This window comes from Sphingomonas rubra (assembly GCF_900115745.1).
GTDB lineage: Bacteria > Pseudomonadota > Alphaproteobacteria > Sphingomonadales > Sphingomonadaceae > Sphingomonas > Sphingomonas rubra.
Window position 1 is genome coordinate 263041 of the sequence record NZ_FOXP01000003.1, and the last position, 16054, is coordinate 279094.

Genomic DNA, 16054 nt, shown 5'->3' on the forward strand with positions numbered 1-16054 from the left:
CGTGTCCGGATCAGTTGCCGGCCGCGGCGAACTGTGCCCGCAGGTCCCACAACGTGGCTTCGATATGCTGGTGGAGCAGTTTCTCCAGCACAGCCTGGTCGCGCGCCATCCACGCGTCGATCAGATGACGATGTTCCAGGTGCGCGCGTGCGTCGCGCCCTGCCGGCTCCAGATGGCTGATGACGTAGCGTTCGGCCAGGATCGACAGCCGTTCGACCAACTGGGTGGTCAGCAGGCGACCGCCGGGGCGCACCAGCGCAACATGGAAATGACGGTTGCGGACGGCGACTTCGGCGAGGTTGGTGTTCGCCGCCTCGTCCAGCGCCTGGAACGCGGCGACCGCCTCGGCCCGGTCGCGCTCGGTGGCATCGAGCGCGCCCCGCCCCGCGGCGGCAGGCTCGATCAGCAATCGCAACGCGTAGATCTCGTCGGCCTGCTCCGCCGACATCGGCCGAACCGAGTAACCGCGATTGGCCTGGCTGGTCAGGAATCCCTCCTGCTCCAGCCGGCCCAGCGCCTCGCGCACCGGAATCTTGCTGACCCCGAGTTCCGTCGCCAGGGCATCCTGCCGGATCGCCGCGTCGTCGGGCAGGCTGCCCGTTACGATCCGCTCGCGCACGATCTCGAAAACCTGGTCGGACAGGGTTCGGACGACGATGTTGTTGGAGACGGGCAAGGGGGCGGGCTCCGCGTCGACGAAGCGGGATCGCGCCGTCATTGGACGGCGAAACCTTTCCAGAACGGATCGGCCCGATCAATCCATATCGTATTGAAACCGGTCGCGATCGCCGATCCCTCGATGGACGGAACGATCGCGGGATGGCCGCCCAGCGACGTCGCCTCCTCGACCCGACCGATGAAACGGCTGCCGATATAGCTTTCGTGGACGAAGCGATCGCCGGGCGTCAGCGTGCCGCGGTCCGCCAGATGCGCCAGGCGGGCCGAGGTGCCGGTGCCGCACGGGCTGCGATCGATCGCGCCGTCGCCGTAGAAGACCGCGTTGCGGCCGTCGGCGCCTGGCCCACGGGGCTTGTCCGCCCATAGCACATGGCTGACGCCGCGGATGGTGGCGTCGAGCGGGTGGACCGGATCGACCGCGACCTGCATCGCGGCGCGCACCCGGCGACCCATCTCGACGAGCCATTCGGCCCCCATGTCGTCGAGGCCGGTATAAAGCCCCTGCGGTTCGACGATCGCGTAGTAATTGCCGCCATAGGCGACATCCACGGTCAGCGGGCCGATCCCCTCCACCTCGATCCGGACGCCCTTGGCCGCGACATAGGCGGGGACGTTGGTGATCCTGACCGCGGTCACCCGGTCGCCCTCGGTTTCGTAGGCGATGTCGATGACGCCCGCGGGCACCTCCACTTTCAGCCGTCCGGGGGTCGCGGGCTGAATCAGGCCGTGTTCCAGCCCGAAGGTGACCATTCCGATCGTGCCATGCCCGCACATCGGCAGGCAGCCGCTCGTCTCGATGAACAGGATGCCGATATCCGTGTCGGGGCGCGTCGGCGGATAGAGGAAGCCGCCCGACATCATCGCGTGGCCGCGCGGTTCGAAGCATAGCCCGGTGCGGATCCAGTCGAACCGCGCCAGGAAATCCTGGCGCCGCTCGGACAGCGACGATCCCTTGAGCAGCGGCGCGCCGCCGGCGACCAGGCGGACCGGGTTGCCGGCGGTGTGGCCGTCGATGCAGAAGAAGGTGTGGCGCATGGTGTGGCCCGCGGTCAGGCCGCCTGGGCCAGCCCGAGCGTCGGGCGCGTCGCCGCCGCCTTCTCCACCATCGCGATCACCTCGGCCCGGCGCGCGCCCTCCAGCGGATAGCGCGGCGGCAGCACCCGCTCCGACCCGCGGCCCATCACCTGCTCGGCCAGCTTGATCGACTGCACCAGATCATGCTCGGCATCGAGGTGGAGGAGCGGCATGAACCAGCGATAGATCTCCATCGCCTTGGCATGGTCGCCGCGCGCGAACGCGTTGACCAGCTCGACCGACTCCTTGGGGAAGGCGTTGGTCAGGCCCGAGACCCAGCCCTGCGCGCCCAGGTACAACCCCTCCAGCGCCACGTCGTCGAGGCCCGCGAACAGCACGTAGCGATCGCCGAACGCGGTCTTCACGTCGGTGAAGCGACGCGTGTCGGGGGCCGATTCCTTGATCGCGACGATGTTGGGCACGTCGGCGACCAGCGCCAGCACCTCGTTGTCGATCAGCGTGCGATAGGCCGGCGGATTGTTGTAGAGCATGATCGGCAGCCCGGTCTGCTGCGCCACGCCGCGGAAATGCGCCGCGAGTTCCTTGGCCTTGGGCACGTAGACCATCGGCGGCAGCAGCATCAGGCCGTCGGCGCCCGCCTGCTCCGCCGCCTGCGCGTAAGTGACGGCGCGGCGGGTGTCGTATTCGGACACGCCCGTCACCACCGGAATGCGACCGTCCACCACCTCGACGATGGCGGTGAGGACCGATAGCTTCTCCTCGAAGGTCAGCGAGTTGTTCTCACCCACCGTGCCGAGCGCGATCAGGCCGGTGATGCCGTCGCGGATCAGATCGTCGACGACGCGCTGCGTGTCGGCGAGGTCGATCGACAGGTCTTCTCGAATCTGAGTCGTCACCGCGGGAAAAACGCCCTGCCAATCGATCGTCATCACACATCCTACTGCTTGTCTGGGAATATCGTATACGATATTGCGGGAACATGAGCAAGCGGCAAAACAGTAGATCCGGGGCAGCGCGATGACGATCGCGGTGGTGGGGGGCGGCATCATCGGCCGATCGGTGGCGCTGTCGCTTGCCCGGCAAGGCGCCCCGGTGGTCATCGTCGACCCGATGCGCGACCTGTCGGCGGCATCATGGGGGAATGCCGGGCATCTGGCGACCGAACAGGTCGCGCCGCTCGCGTCGCTGGCGATGCTCCGCAGCGTCCCGCGCCGTCTGTTCGCGCTGGGCGGGGCGCTCGACCTGCCGCCGGCGCAGGCGTCCGCGTGGCTGCCGTTCGCGGGGCGGCTGCTGGCGGCATCGACGCCGGGGCGGTTCGCGGCGGGGTCGGCGGCGCTCGGGCGGTTGCTGGGCGGGGCGATGCCGGCGTGGCGCCGCTTGGTCGCGGCGATCAGCGCGCCCGATCTGCTGCGCGAGGAGGGGCATTTCGTCGCCTGGCCCGATGCGCCGCGCGCCGCCGCCGGCCGCGCCGCCTGGCACGCGGCGGACACCGGCACCGTGCGGATCGACGACGCGTCCGCGGCGGAGATGGCGCAACTGCACGCGCTGTCGCCCTCGGTCGCGGCGGCGATCCGCTTCACCGGCAGCGGACAGGTCGGCGACCTGAACGGGCTGGCCGCGGCGCTGGAGGAGGCGCTGGCCACGGCGGGTGTCACCATCGTCCGCCGCCAAGCGACGCTGGTCCGGAACGGCGACCGGGTGGAGGTGCCCGGCGTCGCGGCGGACCGGATCGTCGTCGCGGCCGGCATCGGCTCACGGACGCTGATGGCGGCTGCCGGTCACCCCGTGCCGCTGATCGCCGAGCGCGGCTATCACATCCGCGGTGCCGCCGACCGCTGGCCCGCCGACCTGCCGCCGGTGGTGTTCGAGGATCGATCGATCATCGTCACCCGCTACGCCGATGCCGTGCAGGTGGCGGGCTTCGTCGAACTCGGTCGCGCCGATGCGCCCCCCGACCCGCGCAAGTGGCAGCGGCTGGAGCGGCACGTCGCCGAACTCGCCCTGCCGATCGCCGGGCCGTTCACCCGCTGGATGGGCGCGCGGCCGACCCTGCCGGACTATCTGCCGGCGATCGGCCGCTCCACGCGCGCCGCCAACCTGTTCTACGCCTTCGGCCACCAGCATCTGGGATTGACGCTGGCGCCGGTGACGGGGGAGATGGTGGCCGACATGATCGCCGGCAGGACACCGACGATCGATCCGGCACCGTTCGCCATCGACCGTTTCCGAAGGATATTCGCATGACCATCGGCACGTCCGACGCGACCACCCAGCTCGCGGCCATCGCGCCGCCGCCCGTGCGCGTGCCGCCGATCGCGCGTGCCGAATACGCCGCCCGGATCGACCGCGCCCGCGCGCTGGTCGCGGCGGCGGGCGCGGGGGCGCTGCTGGTCAATGCCGGTGCGTCGCTGCGGTATTTCACCGGCGTGCCATGGGGCATGACCGAGCGGCTGGTGGCCATGCTGCTGCCCGTATCGGGTGAGCCGGTGCTGATCTGTCCGCGGTTCGAGCGGGGGTCGCTGGAGGCGGACCTGACGATCGCCGCGGACCTGCGCTTCTGGGAGGAGGACGAGGACCCGGTCGCGCTGGTCGCGGAGGCGGCGCGTGGGTTGGGGCCGATCGCGGTCGACCCGCTGATGCCGTTCGCCTGGGCCGAGAAGCTGCGCCGCACGGCCACGACGCTGGTCGACGGCGCGCCCGCGATCGACGGGTGCCGCATGGTCAAGTCCGCCGCCGAGATCGCCTGCCTGGGCGAAGCGAAGGTGATGACGCTGGAGGTGCAGGCGCGCGCCGCCGCGATCCTGCGCCCCGGCATCGCCGCCAGCGAGGTGATCCGCTTCATCGACGCCGCGCACCACGCGATCGGCGGCGGCGGGTCGTTCTTCTGCGCGGTGCAGTTCGGCCGCGCCACCGCCTTTCCGCACGGCCTGCCCGGCGACCAGCGCCTCCGCGAGGACGAGCTGGTGCTGATCGACACCGGCTGCCGCGTCCACGGCTATCACTCCGACATCACGCGCACCTACGCGTTCGGAAAGGTCGGCCAGGAGGTCCGCGACCTGTGGGACGTGGAGCACGAGGCGCAGGCCGCCGCCTTCGCCGCCGCGGGCCCGGGCGTGCCGTGCGAAGCCGCCGACGCGGCCGCGCGCGTCGTGCTGGAGCGCGCCGGGCTCGGCCCCGATTACCGCTTGCCCGGCCTGCCCCACCGTACCGGCCACGGCATCGGCCTGTCGATTCACGAGCCCGCCAATCTGGTCCGGGGCGACATCACGCCGATGGCCGCGGGCATGTGCTTCTCGAACGAACCGATGATCGTGGTGCCCGACGCCTTCGGCATCCGGCTGGAGGATCATTTCCACGTGACCGATGACGGCGCCGCATGGTTCACGCGGCCGCAGCCTTCGATCGATCGGCCGTTCGGGTGATGGGGGAGGCATAAACAGGACCGTTCGTCCTGAGGCGCCATTGAGCATCGAGCGCGACATCCGACCCACTGCCGTTCGCCCTGAAGAGAGGCTGAGCTTGTCGAAGCCTCGTCTCGAAGGGCATGTGCCCTTCGGCCGGCCGGCACGGCCGGCCGCTCAGGACAGGCTTCGAGACGGCATTTCGACGGGCTCAATGGCTCTCCTGAGCCGGCCTTGCATGCAGTCGAAGGGCCTCCTCCACACGAACGGGTCAGGTATAAGGCTCGATGCTCTAGCGCCGATCGACATTCAGCGAAGACGCCGCGTCATCCAGGGCTTGCCACCCCGGCGAAGACCGGGGTCCAGGTGGAGAACGGGTATGAGAGGCGTCGCGCTGTTCCAACAGCCCTCTCCCACCTGGGCCCCGGCCTTCGCCGGGGTGGCAATCCGTAAATGTCGATCGGTTCTAGCATCGTCGCAATGGCCTCTCGAAGGATAGCTTGGCGCGCGGGACCTGTCCTTCGAGACGGGTCTTCGACTGTGCTCAGCTCCTCCTCAGGACGAACGGGTTTGCTCTTGGCGGTGATGCTCGGCGCCGGGTCGGTGGAGCGCGTCGTCCCCTATTTCAGCGGATAAGGCCCTTTGCCGCCCTCGGCGATGAACCGGTCGACACGCGCGTCGACCATCGGCAGCGGGACCGATCCGAGCGACAGCATGGCGTCGTGGAAGGCGCGGATGTCGAACTTGTCGCCCAGCGCCTTCTCCGCCTTGGCGCGTCCGGCGAGGAAGGTCAGCTCGCCCATGTAGTAGCTGAGCGCCTGGCCCGGCCAGGCGATGTAGCGGTCGACCTCGGTCGTGATCTCGTGGTTCGACAGGGCGGTGTTGTCGCGCAGGAAAGCTTGCGCCCGTTCGCGGCTCCATCCTTGCGCGTGGATGCCGGTATCGACCACCAGTCGCGCCGCGCGCCACATCTGGTAGCTGAGCATGCCGAAGACCTCGTAGGGCGTGTGATACAGGCCCATGTCCTCGCCCAGCGCCTCGGCATATAGCGCCCAACCCTCGCCATAGGCGGAGAGATACGTGTCGCGCCGGTAATCGGGCTGCCCCTCCAGCTCCATCGCGAACGGCATCTGCCAGGCATGGCCCGGCGCGCTCTCGTGCAACGTCAGCGCGGGCAGCGAGTAGAGCGGCCGGGCGGGCAGGTTCCAGGTGTTGACCAGGTACATGCCCGGCCCCCCGCGCCCGCCGGTGTAGAAGGGGGCGAGGTCCGCCGGAACCGGCTCGATCGCGAAGCGCGCGCGGGGCAGGCGGCCGAACCAGCGCGCCGCCTTGCCGTCGAACTCCTTGGCGGTCCACGCCGCGCGGTCGAGCAGCGCCTGCGGCGTCTTCACGTAGAATTGCGGATCGGTGCGCAGGAAGTTCAGAAAGGCGGGCAGGCCCCCCTGCCACTTAACCTCCCGCATCACATCGGCCATGCGCGTGCGAATCCGCGCGACCTCGGCCAGGCCGATCGCGTGGATCTGCTCGGCGGTGAGGTCGCGGGTGACGAACTCGGCGATCTTGGACGTGTAATAGGCACGGCCGTCGGGCAGGTCGTAGGCGGCGAGCGTCCGCCGCGCGCCGGGCACGTACTCGTCGCGCAGGAAGGCGAGCAGCGTGGCGTGAGCGGGCACCACCGATGCCGCGATCACGCGCTTCGCCTCCGCCCGGAGCGCCGCCTGCCTGCCTGCGGGGATGGCGGCGGGCATGGTCCTGAACGGCGCGTAGAAGGGCGACGCGTCGGTGGCGCCCGCCTTCACCACCTCGGCGACGCCGATGTCGCGGCCCTGCAGCGTGATCTGCGGCGGGGTGAAGCCGCGCTTCAGCCCGGCGCGCATGTTGGCGATGTTCCCGTCGAAATAGCGGGGGATGTCGCCCAGCATCTTCAGATAGCCGCGATACTCGTCCTCGGTCCGGTACGTCGCGCGTGACGCGTAGCCGAGATCGATCCAGAAGCTGGAATCGGCGTTCAGCGGCTTCTCGTAGTCGCGGAATTGCTGCTGGGCGAGCAGCGCCTCCACCTGGCCGCGATAGACGGTGTAGTTGTCGCGCGCGGCCGGCGACAGGCGGGCGACGGGGATCGCGTCGAGCGCGGCGATCGTCTCCGTCCAGCGCCTGGTCTTGGCCGCCTGCGTCGCGGGGCCGACGTCGGGCAGGCCGCGCCGTTCGTCCTTGGGCGTATCCTCGCTGCCCGCCGACAGGGTCTGGCGCCACTTGTACTCGGCCTCTGCCAACGCGTCGAAGCGCGCGTCGGCCGAGCCGGCGGGCGCGGCGGCGGCAGGCGTCTGCGCGGTGGCGGGGAGGGGAGCGAGCGCGGTGAGCAGCAGCGCGGGCAGAAGCGTCATGCGATGTCCTTGGTCACGGCGTCGATATCGGCGATCAGTTGGCGCGCGATCGCCACGCCGTCGCGTTGGCTGACGATGCGCGCGGCGTGGCGGCGCGATCCGGGCAGGCGGGCGCCCTGTGCCTCGATCCCGGCGAACACCGCCTCGGCGCGCGCCAGATGGTCGGCGGCGGCGGCGCCCAGGAAGCCCGCAGGATCGATCGCCAGGATCAACTCGCCGCCGATCGGCGAACCCTTGCGGCCCGCGTCGGCGGCGAGCGATTCGGCGCTGGTCAGGTCGCCGATCAGCGGCCCGGCGATCAGCTCCACCATGGTCGCCAGCGCCGAACCCTTGTGTTCGCCGAAGGTGCGCATCGCGCCGGCGAGCACCGCTGCGGGGTCGTCCGTCTCGCTGCCGTCGGGGGCGTGGCCCCAGTCGGTCGGCACGCGCTTGCCGGCGCGGCGGTGCAGCTCGATCTCGCCGCGCGCGACCATCGAGGTCGCGAAGTCGAACACGAACGGGGTGCCGCCCGGCCGCGGCCAGCCGAAGGCGATCGGGTTGGTGCCGAACAGCGGCGTCGTGCCGCCGGCGGGCGCGACCCAGGCATGGCTGGGCGTGAAGGCGAGCGCGACCAGCCCGTCGGCGACCAGCGCCTCCACCTCCGGCCACAAGGCAGCGAAGTGGACGACGTTGTTGAGCGCCAGCGCGGCGATCCCGTGGGCGCGCGCCGCCTCGACCAGCGCGGGCCGACCGGTGTCGAACGCCAGTTGCGCGAACCCACCGCCACCGTCGACGCGCACCAGGGCTGGTTTCGGACGGGACAGCACCGGCACCGCGTCCGGCACCACCACGCCGACGGCGACCGAGTGGGCCGCGACTAGCAGCCGGTACAGCCCGTGCGATCCGCAGCCGTCGCGCTCGCCTGCGACCATCGTCTCCGCGACCGCGGCGACGTGCGCGGGCGACAGGCCGACCCGCGCCAGCGTGGCGCGGGCGTAGTCGCGCACCTCCGCCAGCGTCATCCTGACCGTATCGTCGCTCACGTCGTCGACGCCGCGGCCGGCTTGGCGGTGAACAGCTTCATCCCGAACACGGGGCCGGCGGTGTTCTTGTCGTGCGGCACGACGCGGACCTTGACCTGCTTCTTGCCGCGGGTCAGCGCCGGGGGAAGCGGATAGTCGACGTCGAAGAACTCGCCCGGCCGATCCCCGTCGAGCCGCTGGGTCGCGACGCGCATGTTGTCGACCAGGATGTCGAAGCTGCGCGGCCGCTCGTCGCCCCAATAGGTCGCCTGCAGGATCAGCGGGCCGGGCTTCACCGCCATCACGAACTCGAAGAACCCGCCGGTGCGCGCGTCGCGGCCCGAGCGACCGCGATAGGAGACCGGGTAGGAGATGTCGGAGGTGAGCTGGTGATCGCGCTCCGGCTGCATCTCGCCCAGGTGCATTACGTCGACCGAGCGGGCGGCGAGATCCTTCTGGCGCGCCTGCTCCTTCAGGAAGGCCGCTTCCTCGACCGACCACTGTGCGTCGGTGAAGCGCTTGAAATAGACCGCGCTGCGCCGGTCGTGCTGGCGGTAGAAGGGGACGAAGCTGAGGTCGCCGGGCCGGATCAGGCCGTCGGTCTCGTACTGCGCCTTCTCGGGCGCGACGGGGCGGAACTGCGCGAGGAGGTCGCTGCCGACCATGGCGGGGTCGGGCCGGTCCCACTCGCCGTCGGCGCGGCCCAGGTCGCCCGCCAGCACCAGCGGCCCGCGCAGCACCGCTACCACCTGCTCGTCGCCCGGCGGCGATTCGAGGCGCAGGTCGAGCGGCATGCGGATGGTCAGCGCATCGCCCTTCTTCCAGCGGCGATCGACGATCGCGTAGCCGCCGGCGCGCGCGGCCGTCACCGGCTCGCCGTTGACGAACAGCTCGGCGGTCTTCGCATAGGCCGGGACGCGTAGCGCGACCGGGAAACTGCCCGGCTTGTCCAGCGCGTCGAAGCGCAGCGTCGCCTCTCCCTCATAGGGCCAGGCGGTCGCCAGCCCGACCCTGGCGCCGCGCGCGGCCCAGGTCGCGTCGGCGGGGATGTAGAGGTTGACGATCAGCGTGTCGTCGCCCTGCCAGAAGATGCTCTCGCCATGCTTGGCGTGGCTTTCCATGCCGGTGCCGACGCAGCACCAGAACTCCTCGCCGTCCATCTCGGAATAGCCGCGCTTGGCGCCCGTCATCAGCGGCGTCATGTAGGTGAAGCCGCCGTTCACCGGCTCCTGCTGCGCCATGACGTGGTTCAGGTGGGCGCGTTCGTAGAAGTCGAACAGCGCGCCGTCCGGCTGCCACGAGTAGAGCTGCCGGGTCAGCTTCAGCATGTTGTACGTGTTGCAATGCTCGCACGTCTGCTCGGTGATGTGCTGCGCGATGGTGTCCGGCGCGGTGAAATATTCGCGGTCGGCATTGCCGCCGATGACGTAGCTGTGGTGCCGCGTCACCTGTTCCCAGAAGAAGCGCGCGGCGGTGCCGTGGGCGGGATTGCCGGTGATCTCGTACAACCGCGCCAGTCCGATCAGTTTCGGCACCTGCGTGTTGGCGTGGATGTTGGCCAGCTCGTCGCGCTTTTGGCTGAGAGGGACCAGCACCTTCTTGTGGTAGATGCGCTCGGCCAGCTTCAGCCAGCGCGGATCGCCGGTGCGCGCGTGGAGCTCGGCGAAACTCTCGTTCAGGCCGCCATGCTCGCAGTTCAGCACCGTCTGGACCTGATCGTCGTTCAGGCTGGCGAACACCGTTTCGATATAGCCGCCCAGGCCGGTCATGATCGCCATCGCCTTGGGGTTGGGCCCGATATGGTCGATGACGTCGAACAGCCCGGTGTACATCTTGTGCCAGTTGTACAGCGGCACCCAGCAGCCGTTGAGGTCGAAGCCGGCGGAGCGGATGTCGCCGCGCATGATCTCCGGAAAGATCTCCTTGCCGTCGACGACGGTGCCGTCCTTGCGCTTGCGGGTGAAGCCCGCGACGTAGCCGTCGCCGTTCTTCGCCTGGCACGCCGCCAGCTCGTCGATGATGTAGGCTGCGCGGGTCGCACATTCGGTGCAGCCGATCTGCGCGTGGGTCAGCGCCAGGCCGGACAGATAGTGGCCCAGCGTATGGCCGGCGATCGTGTCGCTTTCCCAGCCGCCATAGACCTTCGCCTTGGGCGCGATGCCGGCGAACTGGTGGAAATTGTGGAGCAGCCGATCGGGTTCGAGCCGCAGCAGATAGGCGCGGTTGACCTCGACCGCGTGGGCGAAGTCGGAGGGGCGCAGTCGTACGGCCGATAGGGGCAGCGGCTTCGCCTTGGCGGGCATCGCGCCGCGGATCGCGCCGATCGCCGCGGCGGGCATCGCGGCGAGCGGCAGGGCTGCGCCGTTCATCAGGAACGTGCGTCGACCAATCGCCATTTCCATCTCCTAATAATACCGTATACGATAAGAGGGTGCGGCAGACGGGTCAACCGACATGGGACCTGGTGCCGCGTCGAAGATGGATGGGGGAGATCGACCGTGCGAACCGACAAGCTGTTTCCCGCGGTGTTGCTGACATTGCCGGCGATGCTGGCCGCGGCACCCGCGCCCGTGACGCCCGCCGCGCCGGCGGAGGATCGCTTCGTCATCGGCGCGTTCGACCTGGCGCTTCGCCGCGATACGCAGACGCTCGCCCGCCTAGCGCCGCGGGCCGAGCGCGGGTTCGACTTCGTGCCGTCGAACCGCGCGGGCGAGCGGCGGGGCGACGGCTTCAACCATGTCGGCGACGTGCACCTGCGATTGCGCCGCGGCGCGGGCGCCTGGCAGGATTACTCCTCATCGCGGCAGCGCCGGCCGATCAAGGCGCTGGCGGCGGGCGGCGCGGTGATCGCGCGCGCCGACATCACCGGCACGATGGGTGCAGGCATTCCGCTGACGGTGGAACGCGCCTGGGTGCGGCAGGACGGTGTTCCCGCGCTGCGCATCACCCTGGCCAATCCCGGCACCCGCCCGGTCGAGGTCGGCGCGATGGGATTGCCGATGGTGTTCGACAACATCATCAGTGGCCGATCGCTGGAACAAGCGCACGCGCGAGCGAGCTTCGTCGATCCCTATATCGGCCAGGACGCGGGCTATCTTCAGGTGACGCGCCTGAACGGCCGGGGGCCGGCGCTGCTCGTCCTGCCGGAGGCGCGGACCCCGCTGGAGGAATATCGCATCCTGCGCGAGCGGGGTCGTGCTCCTGCCGCCGGCATCTTTACCGATCGCAGCCCGCGCGAGCAGACTGCCGAGGGCTTCTACGACTGGATGGTCGCGAGCCGCGCGGTGGCGGGGGAGGCGCCGAACCCGATCGCGGGCAAGGCGGGGGCGCCGTGGAACCCGGCCACCGGCTTCACGCTGGCGCCGGGCGAGCGGCGGACGATCGGCATCCGCTTCGTCGCCGCCCCCTCGATCCGCGCGATCGAGCCGACGCTGACCGCCGCCGGCCGGCCGCTCGCGGTGGGCATCCCCGGCTATGTCGTGCCGACCGACGCGCCCGCCGACCTGTTCGTCAAGGCGGCGCAGCCGATCCGCTCGGTCGCGGTGTCGCCCGCCGGCGCGATGACGCTGGCGCCGGTGGCGGCACCGGCGGGCTGGGCGCGCTACCGCGTGACGGGCAGCGGCTGGGGCCGGGCACGCGTCGCGATCACCTATGCCGACGGCAGCGTGCAGGCGGTGCATTACTACGTCACCAAGCCGCTGGCGCAGGTCTCCGCCGACCTCGGCCGGTTCGCGACCACGCGGCAGTGGTTCGACGACAGGGCCGACCCGTTCGGCCGTGCCCCCGCCATCCTGTCCTATGACCGGCAGGCCAACCGCATCGTCACGCAGGACCAGCGCATGTGGATCGCGGGAATGAGCGACGAGGGAGGCGGCGGCGCCTGGGTGGCGGCGGCGATGAAGCAGCTCGACCATCCCGAGCCGGCGGAGGTCGCGCGGCTGGAGCGGCTGGTGAACGAGACAGTGGTGGGCAAGTTGCAGATCGCCGACGGCCCGCATGCGGGGGGCGTGAAGAAGAGCCTGTTCTGGTACGATCCCGCGCGCTTCCCGACCTATTACGCCAAGGACGTCGACTGGACGACCTGGGCGTCGTGGAAGAAGAAACAGGCCGACGATCTCGGCCGCTCCTACAATTACCCCCATGTCGCCGCCGGGCACTGGGTGCTGTACCGCCTCGCCCGCAACCATGTCGGGCTGGTCACCCGCCACGACTGGCGCTGGTATCTGGGCTGGGCGCACAAGACCACGGTCGCGATGATGCGCGATGCGCCGCATTATGCCCAGTTCGGGCAGATGGAGGGCGAAATCTTCCTCGAAATCCTGCTCGACCTGCAGCGCGAGGGGATGACAACGGAGGCGAAGGAGGTCGAGGGGCTGATGCGTAAGCGCGCCGACCATTGGCGCACGCTGGCCTTTCCCTTCGGCAGCGAGATGGCGTGGGATTCGACCGGCCAGCCCGAGGTCTACGCGTGGATGCGGTATTTCGGCTTTCCGCAGAAGGCCGCGGTCACGCGCGAGGTGATCCTGGGGTACGACCCGACCGTGCCGCACTGGGGCTATAACGGCAACGCGCGTCGGTACTGGGACTTCCTGTACGGCGGCAAGATCAAGCGGATCGAGCGGCAGCTGCACCATTACGGATCGGCGCTGAACGCGGTGCCGCTGTTCGACGCGTTCCGCCGCGATCCCGCCGACCTCCACCTGCTGCGCGTCGCTTATGGCGGGTTCATGGGCGGCATCACCAATGTCGACCGCGACGGTTTCGCGTCGGCGGGCTTCCACTCCGAGCCCGACGTGATGGACTGGGACCCGCTGACCGGCGATTACGGCATGGGTTATTTCGGCCATGCCTATGCCGCCGCTACCTATCTGGTGCGCGATCCGGCGCTCGGCTGGCTGGGCTTCGGCGGAACGGTGGACGAGCGCGGCGAGGGCGTCGCCATCACCCCGCGCGACGGCGCGCGCACCCGGCTGTTCGTCGCACCCGCCGGCCAGTGGATCACGCTGGCCGCGGGCACGATCGCGCGCGCCGAGTGGCAGCCGGCCGAGCGGCGCATCGTCCTGACGCTCGACCCCGCCACCGCCACCACGCCGGCGGCGCGCCTGTCGGTCGAGGCGCCGGCGGGGGGCCAGGGCTTCGCGCCCGACACCGGCCGGAGCGAGCGGGGCGGATGGACGATCCCGCTCGGCCGGCGTGCGACCACCGTGACGCTCAGGGTCCGGTGATGGACCGCCGCCAGTTCCTCGCCGGCGGCACCGCCGCTGCGGCGATCGCGCCGGCCGCGGCGACCTTGCCGCTTCGCCCCATCGGGGCCGCCGCCGCGCTGCCGGTCACCGACCGGTTCACCGTGGACGGCACGGCGTGGCAGGTGCGCGAGGACTGGTCGACGCGCGACGGCCTGCTCGCGCTGGTGCGCGGCGACGCGGCGGTGCTGCTGCCGAAACGGACCGAGGCGATGCACGCGACCGTGCAGCCGCCCTATCTGGGGCTGGAGCTGAAGGCGATCGCGATGGCGGACGCCGACCTGCTCGCCGATGCGCTGCTGGCGGGCGGGGGCGACCCCGATCCGGCAAGGGTTCGCGACGCCGCACCGCCGTCGGGATCGCGGTTCGAGGCGGACAAGCTCAGTGCGCGGCTCGGCTGGACCAGCTTCGTCGGCACGCGGCAGGCGGGCGACACCATGCCGGTGTTCCCCAACGGCCGCACCCGCGGCTATCGCCCCGAGCACGTCTTCCCCGCGCTGGAAGGCGACAAGGGCGTGGTGACCCGGTTCGAAGGGCTGCTCGGCGGCTGGCTGCCGGCGGTGCACAAGGCGATCCCGATCGCGGAGGGCGGCTGGTACGACCTCCTCGTCTTCGCCGACGTCGATGCCGACGATCCGCTGCTCGTCCAGACCTGGCACCGCACCGTGCGTGTCGAGGGCGGCCGGCCTGTGGAGGTGCATTACGGCCACAGCTACGCGCCGTTCCCGCCGCGCCGGCAGAACCCCGACGCCGCCGCCTTCTACCGCGCGCTGCTCCGCTTAGCGACCGTGTGGCAGGGCGAGCTGGCCGACCTGGCGCCGGCGGCGCTGCCAGACCCCGCGCTCACCGACATGGTCGCCCACGCCTTTGCCAAGGAGATCGTGGTCCGGCCGGGCGGCACCTATCCGAAATACGGCGTCGTCGACCGCGATTATGTCGGACCGGAATATGACGGGTTCCAGGATACCTTCACCAGCTCGGTCTACGCCAATCTGGAATGGGGCCGGTTCGCGCAGGCCAAGGCGGTGTTCGACCAGTATTTCGACGCGTTCGTCGGCGCGGACGGCATGGTCGACATGCGCGGGCCGGAGGTGGCGCAGTTCGGACTGACCCTGTCGCTTGCCGCGCGCTACCTGCGCTACACCGGCGACGTTGCGACGATCGCGCGGGTGAAGGGCAAGCTGGCTGCGACCGCGCAGATCCTGGCGGAACTGCACGATGCCTCGCTGGCGCTGCCCGCGGGCGAGCGCGGGCACGGCCTGCTCCACGGCTGGAGCGAGTCCGATGCCTGCCTCCATCCCGATCCGTCGCTGTGGTGGAAGCCCTATTGGAACAACAGCGCCTGGGCGGTGCGCGGCTGGCGCGACATCGCGGGCGTCTGGCCGGCGATCGGCACCGCGGGCGAGGCGGCCGACTGGTCGCGCCGGGCCGACCGGTTGCAGGCGCATCTCGTCCGCCGCATCCGGCAGGAGGTACGCCGCGACCTGACGCCCGCCTATCTCGGCCCGCTGCCGGGGGCGGAGGGAACGTGGCGGCAGGCGCTGGCGACGGGCAAGCGGAGCGAGCAGGGCTGGTCGCACCGCGTCTATGCCGAGCTGCTCCAGGCCGATGTGCTGCCCGCCGATCTGGCGAATCTGGTGGCCGATTGCGTGCGCGGGCATGGCGGGACGTGCATCGGCGTGACCGCCAATTTCGCGCCGGCGAACGACGATCATCGTGACCAGCTGGGTTTCATCTCCTACGGCCACGCGCGGGCGCTGCTGCGGCTCGACCGGATCGAGGAATATCTGCTGTTCCTCCATTCGCACCGCTTTCACTCGCATTCGCGCGGGAGCTGGGTGGCGGGCGAGGTGTCCGGCATCACCGGCGACCTGCCGCTGTTCTGCATCCCGGCGCAGCTGACGGTGCCGCTGCTCGTCCGCTGGCTGATGGCGATCGAGGACGACGAGGCCGACCGGCTCGACCTGGGCCGCGGCATCCCGCGCGCCTGGTTCGCGAGCGGCGAGGCGGTGACGCTGAACCGGGCACCGACGCGCTGGGGGCGGGTGGACTACACCACCCGCTTCGACCGCGCAGGCCGGCAGGCGACGGCGACGATCGGCTTTCCCGCGCGGGGGCCGAGGGAGGCGCGGGTACGCTTCCGCCTGCCGGAGGGGGCGCGGCCGGTGTCGGCGACGGTCAACGGCCGGCGCGCGCGGCTGGATAGCGATACGGTGGTGATCGACGCGCGGGCGGGTGGCCGGTTCGAGGTGAGCGTGCGGACCAGCTGATCCGGTCGACGCCCATCGTCATGCCGGATTTATTCCGGCATC

Annotated in this window: 10 protein-coding genes; 4 read left to right on the forward strand and 6 right to left on the reverse strand. The window is 70.5% G+C overall.

Features of this window, described 5'->3' with window-relative positions; genetic code table 11:
- Positions 1-10: 10 nt before the first annotated feature.
- The 3 genes from BM145_RS05610 to BM145_RS05620 are packed head-to-tail and all read right to left on the reverse strand — an operon-like array spanning position 11 to position 2642.
- On the reverse strand, positions 11-718 hold the full coding sequence (locus tag BM145_RS05610; protein WP_093332351.1) for a GntR family transcriptional regulator: 708 nt from the start codon (positions 716-718) through the stop codon (positions 11-13).
- Positions 715-1713: a 4-hydroxyproline epimerase gene (locus tag BM145_RS05615; protein WP_093332354.1), complete on the reverse strand. Its 999-nt coding sequence runs from the start codon at positions 1711-1713 to the stop codon at positions 715-717. Before BM145_RS05615 ends, BM145_RS05610 begins: the two co-directional genes overlap by 4 nt.
- A gap of 14 nt (positions 1714-1727) precedes the next feature.
- On the reverse strand, positions 1728-2642 hold the full coding sequence (locus BM145_RS05620) for a dihydrodipicolinate synthase family protein (protein ID WP_093332357.1): 915 nt from the start codon (positions 2640-2642) through the stop codon (positions 1728-1730).
- A gap of 88 nt (positions 2643-2730) precedes the next feature.
- Here BM145_RS05620 and BM145_RS05625 point away from each other — a divergent pair, with 88 nt between their 5' ends.
- Entirely contained in the window at positions 2731-3957 is a 1227-nt protein-coding gene (locus tag BM145_RS05625) for an NAD(P)/FAD-dependent oxidoreductase (RefSeq protein WP_093332364.1), read from the forward strand.
- Positions 3954-5135 carry a M24 family metallopeptidase gene (locus BM145_RS05630; protein WP_093332367.1) on the forward strand — a complete coding sequence of 394 codons (1182 nt, stop codon included), beginning with the start codon at positions 3954-3956 and terminating at the stop codon, positions 5133-5135. Before BM145_RS05625 ends, BM145_RS05630 begins: the two co-directional genes overlap by 4 nt.
- Positions 5136-5734: 599 nt before the next feature.
- On the opposite strand, the gene BM145_RS05635 is transcribed toward BM145_RS05630, so the two are convergent.
- From BM145_RS05635 to BM145_RS05645, 3 genes are read right to left on the reverse strand one after another with little or no spacing between them, the layout of a single operon-like run.
- On the reverse strand, positions 5735-7498 hold the full coding sequence (locus BM145_RS05635) for a DUF885 domain-containing protein (RefSeq protein WP_093332369.1): 1764 nt from the start codon (positions 7496-7498) through the stop codon (positions 5735-5737).
- Positions 7495-8499 (reverse strand): Ldh family oxidoreductase, encoded by a 1005-nt coding sequence (locus tag BM145_RS05640; RefSeq protein ID WP_093332441.1) that lies wholly within the window; start codon positions 8497-8499, stop codon positions 7495-7497. Before BM145_RS05640 ends, BM145_RS05635 begins: the two co-directional genes overlap by 4 nt.
- A gap of 17 nt (positions 8500-8516) precedes the next feature.
- On the reverse strand, positions 8517-10895 hold the full coding sequence (locus BM145_RS05645) for a glycoside hydrolase family 127 protein (RefSeq protein WP_093332370.1): 2379 nt from the start codon (positions 10893-10895) through the stop codon (positions 8517-8519).
- A 102-nt stretch (positions 10896-10997) separates the two neighbouring features.
- On the opposite strand from BM145_RS05645, the gene BM145_RS05650 reads away from it, so the two are divergent.
- Together BM145_RS05650 and BM145_RS05655 are read left to right on the forward strand one after the other, a co-directional pair.
- Entirely contained in the window at positions 10998-13724 is a 2727-nt protein-coding gene (locus BM145_RS05650) for a DUF5695 domain-containing protein (protein WP_218149619.1), read from the forward strand.
- Positions 13724-16012, forward strand: coding sequence for a Tat pathway signal protein (locus tag BM145_RS05655; protein WP_143090109.1), 2289 nt, complete (start codon positions 13724-13726; stop codon positions 16010-16012). Before BM145_RS05650 ends, BM145_RS05655 begins: the two co-directional genes overlap by 1 nt.
- Positions 16013-16054 lie beyond the last annotated feature (42 nt).